The organism is Pseudomonas salicis (genome assembly GCF_057128705.1).
In genome coordinates, this window is the sequence record NZ_JBSKHU010000001.1 from 167113 (window position 1) to 181641 (window position 14529).

The 14529-nt window shown below is 60.5% G+C and carries 15 protein-coding genes; 4 read left to right on the plus strand and 11 right to left on the minus strand.

Annotated elements, in window-relative coordinates:
* Window positions 1–75: 75 nt before the first annotated feature.
* Window positions 76–963, minus strand: a complete 888-nt coding sequence (locus ACWKWE_RS00795) for an alpha/beta fold hydrolase (protein WP_483849291.1) — start codon at window positions 961–963, stop codon at window positions 76–78.
* Window positions 964–1194: 231 nt separating this feature from the next.
* Between ACWKWE_RS00795 and ACWKWE_RS00800 the strand changes: the two genes are divergently transcribed.
* A complete protein-coding gene (locus tag ACWKWE_RS00800) occupies window positions 1195–2343 on the plus strand; it encodes a lysozyme inhibitor LprI family protein (RefSeq protein WP_483849292.1) in 1149 nt (382 codons plus the stop codon).
* A 129-nt stretch (window positions 2344–2472) separates the two neighbouring features.
* On the opposite strand, the gene ACWKWE_RS00805 is transcribed toward ACWKWE_RS00800, so the two are convergent.
* Entirely contained in the window at window positions 2473–3360 is an 888-nt protein-coding gene (locus ACWKWE_RS00805) for an SDR family oxidoreductase (protein ID WP_483849293.1), read from the minus strand.
* A 98-nt stretch (window positions 3361–3458) separates the two neighbouring features.
* Here ACWKWE_RS00805 and ACWKWE_RS00810 point away from each other — a divergent pair, with 98 nt between their 5' ends.
* Entirely contained in the window at window positions 3459–4286 is an 828-nt protein-coding gene (locus tag ACWKWE_RS00810; RefSeq protein WP_483849294.1) for a helix-turn-helix transcriptional regulator, read from the plus strand.
* Window positions 4287–4289: 3 nt separating this feature from the next.
* Here the strand turns inward: ACWKWE_RS00810 and csgH are convergent, their stop codons facing one another.
* The 9 genes from csgH to ACWKWE_RS00855 all read right to left on the minus strand — a co-directional run bounded on the left by csgH (window position 4290) and on the right by ACWKWE_RS00855 (window position 12441).
* Window positions 4290–4595 (minus strand): curli-like amyloid fiber formation chaperone CsgH, encoded by a 306-nt coding sequence (gene csgH / locus ACWKWE_RS00815; protein ID WP_166595402.1) that lies wholly within the window; start codon window positions 4593–4595, stop codon window positions 4290–4292.
* 5 nt (window positions 4596–4600) lie between these two features.
* Window positions 4601–5113, minus strand: coding sequence for a curlin-associated protein (locus tag ACWKWE_RS00820; protein ID WP_341964199.1), 513 nt, complete (start codon window positions 5111–5113; stop codon window positions 4601–4603).
* On the minus strand, window positions 5097–5996 hold the full coding sequence (locus ACWKWE_RS00825; RefSeq protein ID WP_166595403.1) for a CsgG/HfaB family protein: 900 nt from the start codon (window positions 5994–5996) through the stop codon (window positions 5097–5099). Before ACWKWE_RS00825 ends, ACWKWE_RS00820 begins: the two co-directional genes overlap by 17 nt.
* Before the next feature lie 49 nt (window positions 5997–6045).
* Window positions 6046–7323, minus strand: coding sequence for a hypothetical protein (locus tag ACWKWE_RS00830; protein WP_483849295.1), 1278 nt, complete (start codon window positions 7321–7323; stop codon window positions 6046–6048).
* 145 nt (window positions 7324–7468) lie between these two features.
* Window positions 7469–7891: a curli assembly protein CsgF gene (locus ACWKWE_RS00835; RefSeq protein WP_483849296.1), complete on the minus strand. Its 423-nt coding sequence runs from the start codon at window positions 7889–7891 to the stop codon at window positions 7469–7471.
* Window positions 7892–7903: 12 nt separating this feature from the next.
* Window positions 7904–8347, minus strand: coding sequence for a CsgE family curli-type amyloid fiber assembly protein (locus ACWKWE_RS00840; RefSeq protein WP_166595406.1), 444 nt, complete (start codon window positions 8345–8347; stop codon window positions 7904–7906).
* Window positions 8348–8794: 447 nt separating this feature from the next.
* On the minus strand, window positions 8795–10513 hold the full coding sequence (locus tag ACWKWE_RS00845) for an ATP-binding protein (RefSeq protein ID WP_483849297.1): 1719 nt from the start codon (window positions 10511–10513) through the stop codon (window positions 8795–8797).
* A 123-nt stretch (window positions 10514–10636) separates the two neighbouring features.
* Window positions 10637–11326 (minus strand): GNAT family N-acetyltransferase, encoded by a 690-nt coding sequence (locus ACWKWE_RS00850; RefSeq protein ID WP_483849298.1) that lies wholly within the window; start codon window positions 11324–11326, stop codon window positions 10637–10639.
* Window positions 11327–11556: 230 nt separating this feature from the next.
* A complete protein-coding gene (locus ACWKWE_RS00855; RefSeq protein ID WP_483849299.1) occupies window positions 11557–12441 on the minus strand; it encodes a LysR substrate-binding domain-containing protein in 885 nt (294 codons plus the stop codon).
* 189 nt (window positions 12442–12630) lie between these two features.
* Between ACWKWE_RS00855 and ACWKWE_RS00860 the strand changes: the two genes are divergently transcribed.
* Both ACWKWE_RS00860 and ACWKWE_RS00865 read left to right on the plus strand, forming a co-directional pair.
* Window positions 12631–13515 (plus strand): transketolase, encoded by an 885-nt coding sequence (locus ACWKWE_RS00860; RefSeq protein ID WP_483849300.1) that lies wholly within the window; start codon window positions 12631–12633, stop codon window positions 13513–13515.
* A 1-nt stretch (window position 13516) separates the two neighbouring features.
* Window positions 13517–14518: a transketolase family protein gene (locus ACWKWE_RS00865; RefSeq protein ID WP_483849301.1), complete on the plus strand. Its 1002-nt coding sequence runs from the start codon at window positions 13517–13519 to the stop codon at window positions 14516–14518.
* Window positions 14519–14529: the final 11 nt, after the last annotated feature.

Here is a 14529-nt window from a genome sequence, read left to right on the forward strand (position 1 = left end):
GAGTGGGAAAGAGGCGCAGCCTTCAGAGCGTCCGTGTCGAATGCTCAAGCACCCGACAGCGGGATGCCTGGATGCTCAGCGGTTCAGCACCTCCAACACCGAATCGGCGAACACGGCCGGTGCCTCTTGCGGGACGTTATGACCCACGCCCGGCAGCACCTGTCTGCGCACCTTCGCGCTGAAGCCTTTCACGGCAGCCGTGTTATCCCGCTTCGACGACACCCCGTCATCGGCCCCGCTCAGAATCACGCTCGGCACAGAGATCGGGAGCCGTTGCGCCAGTTGGCGTTCGATCTCGGCGTAACGGGGATCGCCCTCGACCAACGCGAACCGGTGGCGGTAGGAGTGGGTCACGACGTCGACAAAGTCCGGGTTGGAAAACGAATCCGCGCTCGCCTCATAGGTCTCGTCGCTGAATGTCCAGCTGGGCGACCACTGTTCCCACAGCAGGCGACAGAACGCTTTGCCATTGGCCTTTAGCCCGGCATATCCACGCTCGCCATGGAGGTAATACTGATACCAGAGACGATGCTCGCTCCGGGGTGAAGAGGGCGTGTTGGCGGCAGCAATGTCCTGAATGTTGTAGCCCGGATCACCGCTTACCAGGCCGATCACCCGCTCGGGCCACAACGCTGCGACGACACACGCCGCGCGGCCACCCCAGTCATAGCCCGCCAGCACCGCACGTTCGATGCTCAGCGCGTCAAGCAAGGCCAGCAGATCGGCGCCGAGGGCGGCCTGTTCACCGGATCGAAGCGTGGACGCATCGAGAAAGCGCGTGGGGCCGTAGCCCCGCAAGTACGGCACGATGCAACGGCAACCCGCGTCCGCGAGCCGTTTCGCGACCTCGTCATAGGCGCGAACGTCGTAAGGAAATCCGTGCAACAGCACCACGACTGGCCCGTCGGCGGGACCGCTTTCGAGGTAGGCGACGTTGAGGACGCCTGCTGTGATCTGTTTCATGTGTCGCTCCCACGTCTAATGTGCCCGCGTCGAAATCCTGCCAGACGCCGAGGCAGGGTCATGTGCTTCAGACCCAACTCCGATGTCACAGGTTTAACGAATCTTGGCGGCGGTGCGTGCAGGATGACGCCCCCCTACGACAAATCCATGAATTCAATATATTCCGTCGGCTGCCGTTACACCCTGAAGCCTGGTCATTTATCCCTCTTTTCCCCCATCAAGGACGATCCCATGCATCGGTTTCTATTGCTGCTGCTCTTGAGCCTTTCAACCCCCGTGTTCGCAGTCAGTTTCGACTGCAGCAAAGCCTCCAATTTCGCCGAAAAAGAGATTTGCCGGGACGGCTATCTTTCAGGTGTGGACAGCATCCTCGCGGGTGAATATCGCAAGGCCATGGCAGCGGCCTCTGATCCGGCAGCCCTTCAGGCGTCGCAACGTGAGTGGCTGATCGTTCGCAATCAGTGCACGGTGCAGAAGTGTCTCGACACGACGTTATCCGACCGCATCAAAGTGCTTCAGCAATACGTGCAGCGTGAAAAGGAGCAGGCGTCCATTGCCGAGTGGAATCGACAACAGGCGCAGCGTGAAGCGGTCGAGGCGGAGCGACTTCGACAGCAACAGGCCGCGCAGACACAGGCCCCAACAAATGTGCCGGCTGCGCCTGTCGCCATCGCACCGCCAGTCGTGAAAGCACCGTCCGCGATCGCGCCTGTTCCTTCCGTGCAGCGGCCCGCTCAAACGCAGACTCAAGCGGCGCCTCGCGTGGTCGCTCAGCCGTCGACGGTCCAGGGCGCGTCCGGTCCAAGCCTATGGACACGATTCTGGGAAGGACCCGCCTGGAAGTACGCATTGCTTATTCTGGGCGCTGTCACGGGTTCAGCCATGGTTTTGCACAGACGGGAGACGCTGACGGTGTACATCGATTACACCGACGCTGTCGTTGCTAATGTGCTTCCCTTCGCGGGTTTTCTGGTTTTCTTGCTGTTGACCTGGCTTGAGGTTCCTGCCGGCATTCCTTACGCGGTTCTCGTGGCCGCTGTCGTGGCCACCGTGGCGTTCAGCGCATGGACGTCCATTCAGGCCAATGACTCGCTTTGGAAGGCGATGGTGTCGCTGGTCGCGAAAGTGATCCTGGTGGTCTTGTTTTACCTCTGCGTGGTGTTCTTGCTGTTTTCAATGTTGTCCACAAAGTACAAGGACGAAACCCGTGCTCAGGCCGCTGCCCGCAACCGTCGTGCGCACCGCGAGGCGCGGGCTGCACTCGCGGGGTTGACCGTGGGGTACACGTTCCTGACGCACTGGCTGTGCCGATACGGCGAATTCAGCTCGCTGTCGGAATGCCTCGGGATCGAGGGCGGTGCCGACGTCGCTCAAGGCTGACGCGTCGTCGAGGCATGGAGGCGTACGGGAGCAAGCGAGGCTGAATCAGCGTCAGGTGTCTGAGTACTTGACCTGACGCCATCGCGAGCACGCCCACGGCTACAGGTGATCCGGCGCCCCGAATGTGGATCACCGACTGAGACACACCCGCACATCCTCCAACAACCCCGGCCCCTTCGGGTTCCACCCCAGCCGTTCCCGTGTCTTGGTGTTCGACGCCGACATGTCCTGCCCCGCGAACCCGGCCATCCAGCCGAAATGCCCTGCCGCCTGTTCAGGGCTCAGGGAAACGGCCGGCACGCCCAGCCCTTCGCCAATCACCTGCGCAATGTCGCGGAAGGCAATGGCCTGTTCGGCGGTGGCGTTGTAGCGGGCGCCGGGCGCGTGTTTTTCCAGGGCCAGGCGGTAGAGGTGGGCCGTGTCGGCAAGGTGTGCGGCGGACCACCGTTCGTTTCCTTCACTGACGTAAGCCGACACGCCTTTCTGCCGCGCCAAGTCGATGAGGTAGGTGACCAGGCCCTGTTTCACCGGGTTGTGGATTTGCGACAAGCGCATGACCACCACATTGATACCCCGCTCGCTCAGTGCGTGGCCGGCCAGTTCCGAGGCGGTGCGTGGATGGGGATGGGCCGGGTCGAAATGGTCTTCGTCCGCAGGCTGGCCGGGGGCGGGGCAGCCCATGGCGGTGCCGGAGGTGATGATCAATGGCCGCGGCGAACCTTCCAGCGCAGCGCCTAACGCCGTGATGACGCGGCCATCCTTCTGGCAATTTTCGACGAAGTGAGTGAAATCGTGATCGAAGGCGGTGTGGATCACCGCGTCGCATTGTTCGGCGCCTTTGCGCAGGCTGTCGAGGTCTTCGATGTCGCCTCGGTAAGCGACGGCGCCTACGGCACGCAACGCACGTTCACCCTGATCGGAGCGGGTCAGACCCAGCACGTCATGGCCTGCGTCGAGCAATTCCCGCGTGACCTGGGTGCCGATGAAACCTGTGGAGCCGGTGAGAAATACGCGCATGGGGTCACTCTCGCTTTGCTGAAAACACCAGCCTGCGCGTAGTCTGTATCCAGTTAAAGACGTGACGTTATCAGGGTATACACACTAACAGGCTCGCTATGTCAGATCAGTCGGTTCAATTGCTGGGTGCGTATTTGAAGGATTGCCGGGGGCGGCTCGACCCGGCGAGTTTCGGCTTTTCCAATGCGCGCAGGCGCACGCCGGGATTGCGTCGCGAGGAGGTCGCGCAGCGCGCCAACATCAGCGCCACTTGGTACACCTGGCTGGAACAGGGCAGGGGTGGCGCGCCGTCCACCGAGGTGTTGAACCGCATCGCCCAAAGCCTGTTGATGACCGAACCTGAGCGCGAACACTTGTTCATGCTCGCGTTCGGCCACCCGCCCGAAGTGATTTACCGGGCGCCTGAAGGCGTGACGCCGCGTTTGCAGCGCCTCTTGGACACCCTTGAGTTCAGCCCCGCGATCATCAAGACGGCCACTTGGGATGTACTGGCCTGGAATCGTGCGGCGGCTGTTGTATTCACCGATTACAGCCTGCTGCCGGTGAAGGAGCGCAACATTCTGCGCCTGATGTTCTGTCGGCAGGGCGTGCGCGAACGGCAGGAGGATTGGGAGAGCATGGCGAGGTTCGTGGTGGCGGCGTTTCGCGCGGATGCGATTCGAGCGGGGGCGGCGTCGGAGGTCAGCAAACTGGCCGAGGAGCTGTGCGTGTTGAGCGCTGACTTTGCGCGGTTCTGGCGGGACAACGATGTGCGGGTACACGGTGAAGGCAGCAAGCGGCTGCATCATCCGACGATGGGCTTGATCGCGCTGGAGTATTCGGGATTTGCCGTGGATGGCAGGCCGGACCTCGGCATGGTTATTTACAACCCTGCCACTGCTGAGGATACCGACAAGATCCGGGTGTTACTGAAGGGGAATGATTAAGCGTCAGCTCGTGGTTTCGTCGCAGTTCTTGTCGAGGGATTTGACCAATACGCCGTCCTGGAAGAGTTCCAGGTGAATGTTGCAGGCGGCTTCCGGTGGAATGCTCAGGCGCACGAGAGAGGTGCTGGCGCCGGTCTGGATATCGCCCTGCTGGCTGATGCTGGAGGTGCCCGCGGCGCTGCGTTGGCTGATCGCCATGCGGTAACGCAGGGTCAAGGGCGTCGGGTTTTCGATGTGCGGACGAATCAGCACAGCCGCCCCTTCACGGTGGGTATCAATGGCGACGACCAATTGCGATAAGTCGATCATGGGTCTCACTTCTGCGTGACTGTAGCGTTCATGTTGCTGCCGAACTGCTGGACACTGACCACGCCACCAAACCCGCTTTGGGTGACGTTGGCCTGGTTGTTCTGGCCATACTGCCCGACGTACGCCTGATTATAGGCGCCGCTTTGCACGACGTTGGCCTGGTTGCCGGTGCCCACCTGCGCGATGGCCGCCTGGTTGTAGCGCCCGCTCTGCTCCAGGGTCATAACGTTGTTGTAGCCGTTCTGCTGGGCATACGCGGCATTGTAGGCGCCGCTCTGGTTAATGGTCGCCGCGTTGGCCTGGCCCGTCTGGATTTCCACCAGACGCTGGCGTTGGCCACTTTGATCGACAGTGGCGCGGTTGTAGGAGCCGATCTGGCTCAGGTCAACCCGGCTGCCCGACACACCAAGGCCGGAGTAGCGGGCCTCGGACACCAGGTCGGCGGCCGAACACAGCGTACTGCCAAGGGTCAGTAAGGCAGCGAAGGTCAGCAGCGCATATTTATTGTGGTTGCGCACTTGAATCTCCCAAGAGCTTGGTCTGCTCCGCAGAGGTAATTGGCGTATTCATCGTCTGCTCGTCATACGCCTTCAGGTAGCCCGCAAGCAGGGGCTTTTTCAGGTCGTCCGGGTTTTTCAGGGACCAGCTGCCGTCGCGGGCACCTTGGGCAATCAGGTGAATCAGGCCCGCTTCGATGGCTTCACGCACGCACTGCTGAACCGGTTCGTTGCGTGAAAGGCCGGTTTCCACTTCCAGCAGGTGACGCAGCGACACGAACTTGAAGACGCCGAAATCCAGCTGGATAGAAAACACGGTCTTGGTGGTGGTGATGCTCTGGATCACGTCGCCGGTGCGGATGTCCACTGCTCGCAGGTTGATGGTCACCTGATCCTGGCGGTAAATGTCCGACGGGCCGATGCCCAGGTAACGCACGCCGAAACCGCCGGTGCGCACGTTGCTTTCGTAGGCGACGATGGCGCCTTCGATGATCATGTTGGCCGGACGCAGCGGAGGCAGTTGAGTCTGTGCCCGGTCCGATGGCTGCTCCAGCGCTCGAACGATCTTGCGTTCGGTCAGAAGGTCTTGCAGGTTTTCGCGTTCCACCGGTTTGAACCAGCGCGAATCGCGTAACGCCCCGACCAGAAGCGACGCGGCGCCCTGAGTCACTGACGTGGAAAAAGAACTGTCCGGCGAAGGCTTGTACTGGCCGGTCTGGTCACGCATGCCGTACACCGCCACTGGAATCTGACCTGCTGGAAGCGGCAGGTTGGCGAGGTCGCGGGTGGATTGGGTGGGCGGCGAAATGGTCGCCGGAGAAATGGTGCCCGCCGGGCGCGAAGTGGCACAACCACTCAGGACTACAGCGGCGAAAATCATCAATGAAATCGTGCGGGCGCGCATGATAAAACTCCGAAAAAACCCGCCGGCGAACCGGCGGGTACGACCTGGATTAGTGCTGATTGATCACAACGTTGTTGTTCAGGCCGCCGGTCTGGGTGACGTTGGCGGTCAGGTAGTTGCCGGACTGAGTAACGCGAGCGGTGTTGCTGAACGCCGAAGCAGTCTGGTTGAGGTCGATCGAGTTGTGGCCGCCGGCTTGCTGAGTCAGCTCAGCCAGGTTGTTAACGCCAGCCTGGTTGCTGAGGATGCTGTTCTCGTAGCCGTCCTGCGTGGCGACCAGGCGGTTTTTACTACCGGTCTGGTTGCTGGTGGTGGCGTTGCCGTCACCGGTCTGGGTGATTTTCGCGGACAGATCGTAGCCGTAGGTTTGATTGGCTACGACGCGGTTGTACGATCCGTTTTGGGTCGCTTGGATGCTGCCGTCGAACGAGTTTTTCTGAGTCAGCGCGCCGGTGTTGTTGCTGCCAGTCTGCGACAGTGTCGCGGAGGAACCATCAGCGACGTTCTGGTAGATCGTGCCGGTGCTGTTGTTGCCGTTCTGGGTCAGCGTGGCATGGGTGGTCCAGGTGTCGTTCTGCAGAATCGAACCGGTGTGGCCATTGCCGTTCTGGGTCAGGTCAGCCGTCGAGTCGCGGGTACCGTTCTCTTGGGTGGTGGTGGCCTGGTTGTAGCCGCCGTCCTGACTGATGGTAGCGGTGACTTTGTAGCTGCCAGTCTGGGTCAGGTTCGACGTGTTGTTGTTGCCGCGCTGAGTGACGGTGCCGGTGGCATCCGTGTTGTTCTTCTGAGTGACGTAGGCGCGGTTGTCATTGTTGTACTGCTTGACGTTGGCCACTGCCTTGTTATTGCCTTCCTGACGGAGCTCGGCCGTATGACCGGAACCGTCCTGGTTCAGGGTGGCGCTGTTTTGTTGGCCCAGGTTGTTTTTCTGGGAGATGTAGCCGGTGTTGTAGCTACCGTCCTGGGTCAGGGTAGCGGTCTGCTTGTTGTCCGAGTTGAAGTTGGTTTTGCCAACCTGCTCGATGGCTGCGTTGTTCTGGACACCGCCACGCTGGGTAGCGTAGGCCGTGTTGTAGGCATTGCTCTGCAGGATGGTCAGGTTGCTGTCACGGGACGCCTGAAGCACTTTGCTGGCTTCGGTACCGGCAACGTTACGGTTGCCAGTCTGGTTAAGGGTAGTGGTGGAGTTGATCGCACCGCTCTGTTCAATGTTGGCACCGTTGAAGCTACCGTCCTGGTAGCTGTTGACGGTGCCGTTGCCAGCGAAAGCTGCGCCTGAGACAGAAGCCAGTACTGCGAGGGCGATAAGGGATTTACGTGCTTGCATGATTAATTCCTTTATTCAATGTTTTAGTTGTTTCTGGGTTTATGGCAGGCGAGCGACGCCCGCGAGTTATTGCACAAGGCACAACACGTCTTACAGGAGCGTTACAGCGAAATCGTTAGTGCTGAAGCGGTACAGCGACCGTTACTTATTGGTTGATCTGGAACGACGTACTTTGGCCGGTGGTTTTATCGGTGGTGGTTATTTGCAATAAGCCTGGCGACAAGTTGACGATGGAAATCGTGAAGTCCGTGGTTTCAACGGTTCCTGGCGTCAACTTGCCGTCGGTGCCGACAATGCTTGATGTCACCGCCGATGAGACGCGGCTTAGAATCGCGCTTTGCAACATACTGTTGAACTGATTCAGCGTGCTTTGCGTCGATCCCGAGGAAGACGACTTCTCGGTGAACTTGTTTTGTGCGTTCGCCTGGTTCAACAGCACGGGGCCGTTGAGCGGGTTGCCGCCGAAGGATGGGTTGACCGGGACGTACACCAGTTCACTGGCAAGGACGCTGGCGCAGGGGCCGGACAGCGAAAGCAGACTGGTGAAAGCAAGAGACAAGCGGTTCATGATTAACTCCTTTTAGATCTCATCGCGACCCATGTCAGGGTCCCCGAAGAACTGCGCCAATTGGTAGTCAAGAATGGCCTGGAACACTTGAGCCGCCACGTCTGCACCCAATCCGGCAATCTGGCTGCGGTTCGGTGGGAGCGCCACCTGAAGCATCCGGCGATTGCCGTAGTTGATGAAAATCTGACTGCCTAGACGTGCGGTGGGGCGCTCCGTGACTGAAACCGTAAAACGACCTTCTTCATCTTTTTCGGCCCAGGCCGAGGCAAAACTGTCGTAAAACGCATGCCCGTTCTGAGTCACTGTCTGCCCGACCACCAGTCCGCCCACTTCAGCGCGATTGAGAGAACGCTGAGAAGATAAAGCGGGTGTTGTGTTGACGCTTTCTTCGGCAAATGCCGTCGCGGCAAGGCACAGGGGAAGCACCATCATTATCCTTAAAGTGGTGTGTTTCATGGCAGGCACATACAAAGTTTGTTGGAGTGGTCACAGTGTAAATACAAATAATGGGAATACGCCACCACGAAACTAAAAATAATGTCATTTATAAATTGGCGCCAAAAATTAGAGTGACTAACTAGTGCGGTTTAAAAAGACTAATCGCGTCGCTAAGTTGACGTCGGTTTTTCGTGCGGGTCCGCGTGTTTCGCGGAGGCTGTCCTGCAAAGTCACACGGAAAGGCCGGTTCAGACAGCGCGCCTGAAAAAGTATCTTTCGGAGGAGTAACCCACTTAAGCGCGGTTATTTAAGAGCGTTGTTTTCTGTCTCGTTTTTGAGACTTTTGCGGCGGTGGCGGTATAACGAAAGTTATAACTGTCAGGAGCCCCGAGGGGGCCTGAGGCATGCGGGGCGAGGGGGGCAGGGCATTTTTTGCCGACAAACGGCAGGGAGTCGGCGTCTGTTTCAGGTCGCCAGAATGCATTTGATGCGTGCGGCAAGGTCGTCCATGGTGAACGGCTTGGTCAGCAAGTGCATGCCGGGCTCCAGTTGTTCTTCCCACAGCAGTGTGTTGTGCGCATAGCCGGTAATAAAAAGCACCTTCAAGTCCGGGCGCACGCTGCGTCCGGCGTCGGCCACCTGCCGGCCATTGAGACCGCCTGGCAGACCCACGTCCGTCACCAGCAGGTCAATGCGCTGGTTCGATTGCAGCACCTGAAGACCTTGCGCACCGTCCTCCGCATCCAGGGCGGTGTAGCCCAGGTCTTCCAGCACTTCGGCGATCAACATGCGCACGGTCGGTTCATCGTCGATCACCAGCACGGTTTCCCCCAACCCGGCCAGTGCGCCGGACACAGCGGTCGGCGGCGACACGCTTGCAACGTTGAGCGTGGACCTCGGCAGGTAGAGCGTCATAATGGTGCCCACGTCCATGCACGATTCAATGTGAATGCTGCCACCGGACTGGCGCACGAACCCGTAGATCATCGACAGGCCCAGCCCGGTCCCTTTGCCAGTGGGCTTGGTGGTAAAGAAGGGGTCGAAGGCATGGGCCATCACGTCACCGCTCATGCCACTGCCGGTATCGCTGACGCTCAGCGTCAGGTATTCGCCGACGGGCAGCTCCAGGTCTGCCGCGGCCTTGGACGTCAGGTTGCGATTGCCGGTGGCGATGGTCAGCGTGCCGCCCGACACCATGGCGTCTCGGGCGTTGATACAGAGGTTGAGAAGGGCGTTTTCCAGCTGGTTCGGGTCCACCTGGGTCAGCCACAGGTCAGCGGTGTTCTGGATGTCGATATGCACGGCTGGCCCGATGGTGCTGCGGATCAGCTCCAGCATGCCGTGGATCAGCGCATTGACGTCGGTGGACGTCGGCTCCAGCGTCTGACGCCGGGAGAACGCCAGCAGACGATGAGTGAGCGCGGAGGCCCGTCGCGAGGCACCCTGGGCGGCCTCGAAATAACGCTCGGTGTCATTCAACCGGCCCTGACCGATGCGTAGCCGGAGCATTTCAAGGCTGCCCATGATCCCGGTCAGCAGGTTGTTGAAGTCGTGGGCCAAGCCGCCGGTCAACTGACCCACAGCCTCCATTTTCTGGCTCTGTCGCAGCTGTTGTTCCAGCAGCCGTTGAGCGGTCATTTCCACACCCACACCGGTGCGGCGCACGGGGTCGCCCGCGTTGTTGAAATAGGTGTGCCCTCGGGACAGCACCCAGCGAATCGCGCCGTTCGGGTGCAGGATGCGGTATTCGAGTTCCAGGTCGCCGCTGTTGACCAGGCCGCCTGCCATGGTCTTGCGCAAGGCCACCAGATCGTCGGGGTGGACGTTGGCGAGAAAGTCCGTGCGTTTGATGCCCGCCGCCCCCTGAAGCGGATCGATGCCGTAGAGCTCGCTGATGCCTTCATCGCAATAGAAGCAATCGTTGGACACTTCATAGGTCCATACCCCGACCCCGCGCACGGCCGACAGGGCCAGTCGAGTGAAGTCCATGGAGTCGTACAGTGCGGTTTCGCCCTGCGCCTCGGCCGCCACGTCGCGCCGGGCCGCGTCATTGGCCTGCATGATGCGCAGAGCGGCACGTCGAGCCTCCTCGTCGGTGGCGTAATGACCCGCGCTGACCTGAGCATCGAGCAGGGCGGAAAGCGCCAGACTCAGGGCCAGGTCCTGGGGTGCGCGGTAGGACATGAAGGGTATTCTCTGCGTGGACAGTTGAGCGGGCGAGTAAATATCACACAACGTCGAGCGGGAATAGCCTGTGGCCAGCCATCGGGCGCTTTAACGTTCAGTGAGCGCCCGTTTCTCCCGGGCTTACACCGCGCGTCGCAGGCCCGACAGAAAAAAAACCTGCCGTCTTTCGAAGCCCAGTCGTTCATATAAGGCGATGGCTGAAACGTTGCTGCTGAGGACATGCAGAAACGGAGTGGCGCCACGGGAGAGAATGTCGCGACGAAGAGCGTTCATCATGCGCCCCGCCAGTTGCCGCCCGCGATACGCCTCGTCCACGCACACGGCGCTGATTTCCGTGAATCCGTCGAGGCGCATGCGCTCGCCGGCCATGGCGATCAACCGGCCATTGTCGCGGACGCCCAGATAGCGGCCCATTTCGATCGTGCGCGGACCGAACGGGCCAGGACGGGCGCTGGCGGTGAGTTGCAGCATGTCCGGAATATCCGCCATCCCCAGCGGTTGCAGGTCGGTGTCGTCGGAGGTCAGCGGGGCGCCGGGAGCGATCATCTGCACAAGGGTGCCGATCTCGCTCACGAGCAGATTGTGCAGGGTGGGCAAAGGCGACAGGGTCTGGATCGCCACCTGGCCGTCGTGAGGAATCAGGTCGTGCAGCGCTGCGAACGCTTCTGGTGAAGGTTCGACGACCGAGGCGAAAGGCGCGACGTCTGGCAAGTAACGGCCACTCAACGCGTCCCTTTCGCCGAGATGGCGCTGGAGGGTATTCAATGCATGCCAGGTGGGGTTGTCGAGCGTGGCGTAGGCATTGTGCATGAGGAACGAGTCGTCAGGTCGGATGGGTGTGGGCCACTGTTTGTCTGTTATCAGCGGATTCGGGCAGTTTCACACCATGAAATGATAAGAGCAATCCTGTGGGAGGGAATTCACCCGCGAAGGGTGGGTACATCCACAGCATCTCCATCGCCTGAGCTCTCTTTCGCGAATGAATTCGCTCCCACAGGTTCCCGGCCACGGCGCGATCAGGTGACGGCGGGGCAGCGAGTTCACGGCCCCGCCCCGACAGGCCGCAACCCCAACTCATCCAACAACCACTTTTTGAACACTTCCGCTGCCTCATGCCGGGTCCGCCGTTTCGGGTAAACGAGGTAGTGCCCGATGTATTGAATGTCGTGGGTCACGGCGCGGAGCGGGGCGACCAGCGTGCCTTTTTCCAGTTCGGTCTGGGCCAGCAGGGTCGATTCCAGCACCACGCCCATGCCGCTGGTGGCGGCCGCAATGGCCATGATGCTGCGGTCGAAGCGCAGGGCGTAATGGTGCGGTGACATGAGGTGGTTGGCCTCGAACCAGCCTTTCCATTGCAGCATTTGCACATCGCACTGAATCAAACGGTGTTCGTACAAGTCCTGGGGCGTGCGGATGCTGGCCGCCAGTTCGGGGCTGCACAGCGGCGTCAGGTGCTCCACGGCCAGCGGGATTTTTTCGATGAGGTTGGAGCGCGGTTCGCCGTAGACGATGTCCAGGTCGAAATCATCGTTTTCGAATTGCGCGTAATCGGTGCTGGCGGAGAACCGCAGGTCGATGGACGGGTACGCCTGCACGAAGCGCGACAGTCGTGGCATCAACCATTGCATGCCGAAACTGGGGGCGGTGTGCAGGCGCAGGGGCGGCGGTTCCTCGGTCTTGGCCAGCATGAAACCGCGCTGCATTTCGTCGAGCCCGCGCTGCACATGCTCCATCAGCAACCGGCCCTTCGGTGTCAGGTTGACTTCACGGGTGGTGCGCTCGAACAGCTGGATGTCGATGGACTCTTCCAGCTTGCGGATGGAATGACTGACCGCGCTTGGCGAAATCCCAAGCTCTTGTGCGGCCTGAATGAACGAGCCGGTGCGTCCCGCCGATTCGAAGACCCGCAGGGAAGACAGCGGCACTCTGCGCAGTTGTTGTATTAGTGAATTCTGTTCATTCATTGCTGTAAAAATGTCTTTTGTAGGGGCTTATTTCTCGATGTTAGCTTGATTGCAAGTCGGACGCAGGCCCTTTGATGAATTCGAAACACCAGTCGATAGCCTGCTTCCTGCTCTGAATCGTGAACCGATAAAAATAAGCAGGCACCCATAATGACAACAATTCCTCAAGGCGCCGCCGTGGCCACGTCGCCGCTGCAGCGTGTCGCGCATCATGCGTGGCGCATCCGTCGTTTCGCCCTGCGCATGGGCGAAGTCCAGGGTCAGGGTTATGTCGGGCAAGCGCTGGGCTGGGCCGATGTCCTCGCCACCGCTTACTGTCACGCCATGAACGTCAAGCCCAACGATCCACTGTGGGAAGGCCGCGACCGCTTCCTGCTGTCCCACGGGCACTACGCAATCGCCCTCTACGCCGCGTTGATCGAGGCGCAAATCATTCCCGAAAGCGAGCTGGAAACCTACGGTTCCGACGACAGCCGTCTGCCGATGTCCGGCATGGCGAGCTACACGCCGGGGATGGAAATTTCCGGTGGTTCGCTGGGCCAGGGCTTGCCCATTGGCGTCGGCATGGCGCTGGGGCTGCGCATGAAAGGCAACCCGGCGTGGGTCTTCAACTCGATGTCCGACGGCGAACTGGACGAAGGCTCGACCTGGGAAGCCGCCATGTCTGCGGCTCACCACAAGCTGGGCAACCTGATCGCGCTGGTCGACCTTAATAAACAGCAGGCCGACGGCAACTCCCACGAGATCCTCGATTTCGAACCCCTGGTCGACAAATGGCAGGCGTTCGGCTGGCACGTGCAACGTATCGATGGCAATGACTTGGCTGCGGTCATCGCTGCCTTTGATGAAGCCATGGCGCTGAAAGAGGCGAAACCCCGCGTGATCCTGTTCGACACCCTGATGGGCAAAGGCGTGGACTTCCTTGAAGTGCGCGAAAAGAACCACTTCATTCGCGTCGAGCCTGATGAATGGCAGGCCGCGATCAAGGTTCTGGATGCCAGCTACCAGTCCCATCTGGAATCGGAGAAACGCTGAAATGGATACGCCAACCATGAACAAACCGCGCCTGACCACCTCGGCGATGATTGCCTCGATTGCCAGCGAAGGGCAGCGCACCGAAGCCGCACCGTTCGGTCACGCATTGGTCGCTGCCGCGCAGAAAGATTCCCGCATCGTCGGCATGACCGCCGACCTGTCGAAATACACCGACTTGCACATCTTCGGTCGTGAGTTCCCCGAGCGTCACCTGCAAATGGGCATGGCCGAACAGCTGCTGATGGCCGCAGCAGGGGGCATGGCGAAAGAGGGCATGATCCCGTTCGCCACCACCTACGCGGTGTTCGCCACCCGTCGCGCTTATGACTTCATTCATCAGGTAATCGCCGAGGAAAACCTCAACGTCAAGATTTGCGCCGCGCTGCCGGGCCTGACCACCGGTTACGGCCCGAGCCACCAGGCGACCGACGACCTGGCGCTGATGCGCGCCGTGCCTGGCCTGACCGTCATCGACCCGTGCGACGCGCTGGACACCGCGCAAGCCGTGGCCGCCATTGCTGAATACAACGGCCCGGTCTACATGCGCCTGCTGCGCGGCAAGGTGCCGATGGTGCTGGACCAGTACGACTATAAGTTTGAGCTGGGCAAGGCCAAGTTGCTGCGCGATGGCAAGGACGTTCTGATCATTTCCAGCGGCATCATGACCATGCGCGCCCTGGAAGTCGCTGAGCTGCTGGGCGACGGCAGCGCTGATGTGGCGGTGTTGCACGTGCCGACCATCAAACCACTGGACGAAGCCACCATCATCGAGCAGTGCCGCCGCAGCGGGCGTCTGGTGATCGTCGCGGAAAACCACAGCACCGTCGGCGGTCTGGGGGAAGCCGTGGCGCTCGCCCTGTTGAAAGCGCGGGTCAGCCCGGCCTTCCAGCAGATCGCCTTGCCGGACGCCTACCTCGACGCCGGTGCCCTGCCGACGTTGCATGACCGCTACGGGATTTCCACTCAAGTCATGGCGACCAACATCCGTCAGTGGCTGGCATGAGGAGCGCGCAG

What these genes read in the sequence shown, in the direction of transcription:
- ACWKWE_RS00795 (WP_483849291.1), bottom strand. Translation starts at nt 963, where the DNA reads ATGAAACAGATCACAGCAGGCGTCCTCAACGTCGCCTACCTCGAAAGC.
- ACWKWE_RS00800 (WP_483849292.1), top strand. Translation starts at nt 1,195, where the DNA reads ATGCATCGGTTTCTATTGCTGCTGCTCTTGAGCCTTTCAACCCCCGTG.
- ACWKWE_RS00805 (WP_483849293.1), bottom strand. Translation starts at nt 3,360, where the DNA reads ATGCGCGTATTTCTCACCGGCTCCACAGGTTTCATCGGCACCCAGGTC.
- ACWKWE_RS00810 (WP_483849294.1), top strand. Translation starts at nt 3,459, where the DNA reads ATGTCAGATCAGTCGGTTCAATTGCTGGGTGCGTATTTGAAGGATTGC.
- csgH (WP_166595402.1), bottom strand. Translation starts at nt 4,595, where the DNA reads ATGATCGACTTATCGCAATTGGTCGTCGCCATTGATACCCACCGTGAA.
- ACWKWE_RS00825 (WP_166595403.1), bottom strand. Translation starts at nt 5,996, where the DNA reads ATGCGCGCCCGCACGATTTCATTGATGATTTTCGCCGCTGTAGTCCTG.
- ACWKWE_RS00830 (WP_483849295.1), bottom strand. Translation starts at nt 7,323, where the DNA reads ATGCAAGCACGTAAATCCCTTATCGCCCTCGCAGTACTGGCTTCTGTC.
- ACWKWE_RS00835 (WP_483849296.1), bottom strand. Translation starts at nt 7,891, where the DNA reads ATGAACCGCTTGTCTCTTGCTTTCACCAGTCTGCTTTCGCTGTCCGGC.
- ACWKWE_RS00840 (WP_166595406.1), bottom strand. Translation starts at nt 8,347, where the DNA reads ATGAAACACACCACTTTAAGGATAATGATGGTGCTTCCCCTGTGCCTT.
- ACWKWE_RS00845 (WP_483849297.1), bottom strand. Translation starts at nt 10,513, where the DNA reads ATGTCCTACCGCGCACCCCAGGACCTGGCCCTGAGTCTGGCGCTTTCC.
- ACWKWE_RS00850 (WP_483849298.1), bottom strand. Translation starts at nt 11,326, where the DNA reads ATGCACAATGCCTACGCCACGCTCGACAACCCCACCTGGCATGCATTG.
- ACWKWE_RS00860 (WP_483849300.1), top strand. Translation starts at nt 12,631, where the DNA reads ATGACAACAATTCCTCAAGGCGCCGCCGTGGCCACGTCGCCGCTGCAG.
- ACWKWE_RS00865 (WP_483849301.1), top strand. Translation starts at nt 13,517, where the DNA reads ATGGATACGCCAACCATGAACAAACCGCGCCTGACCACCTCGGCGATG.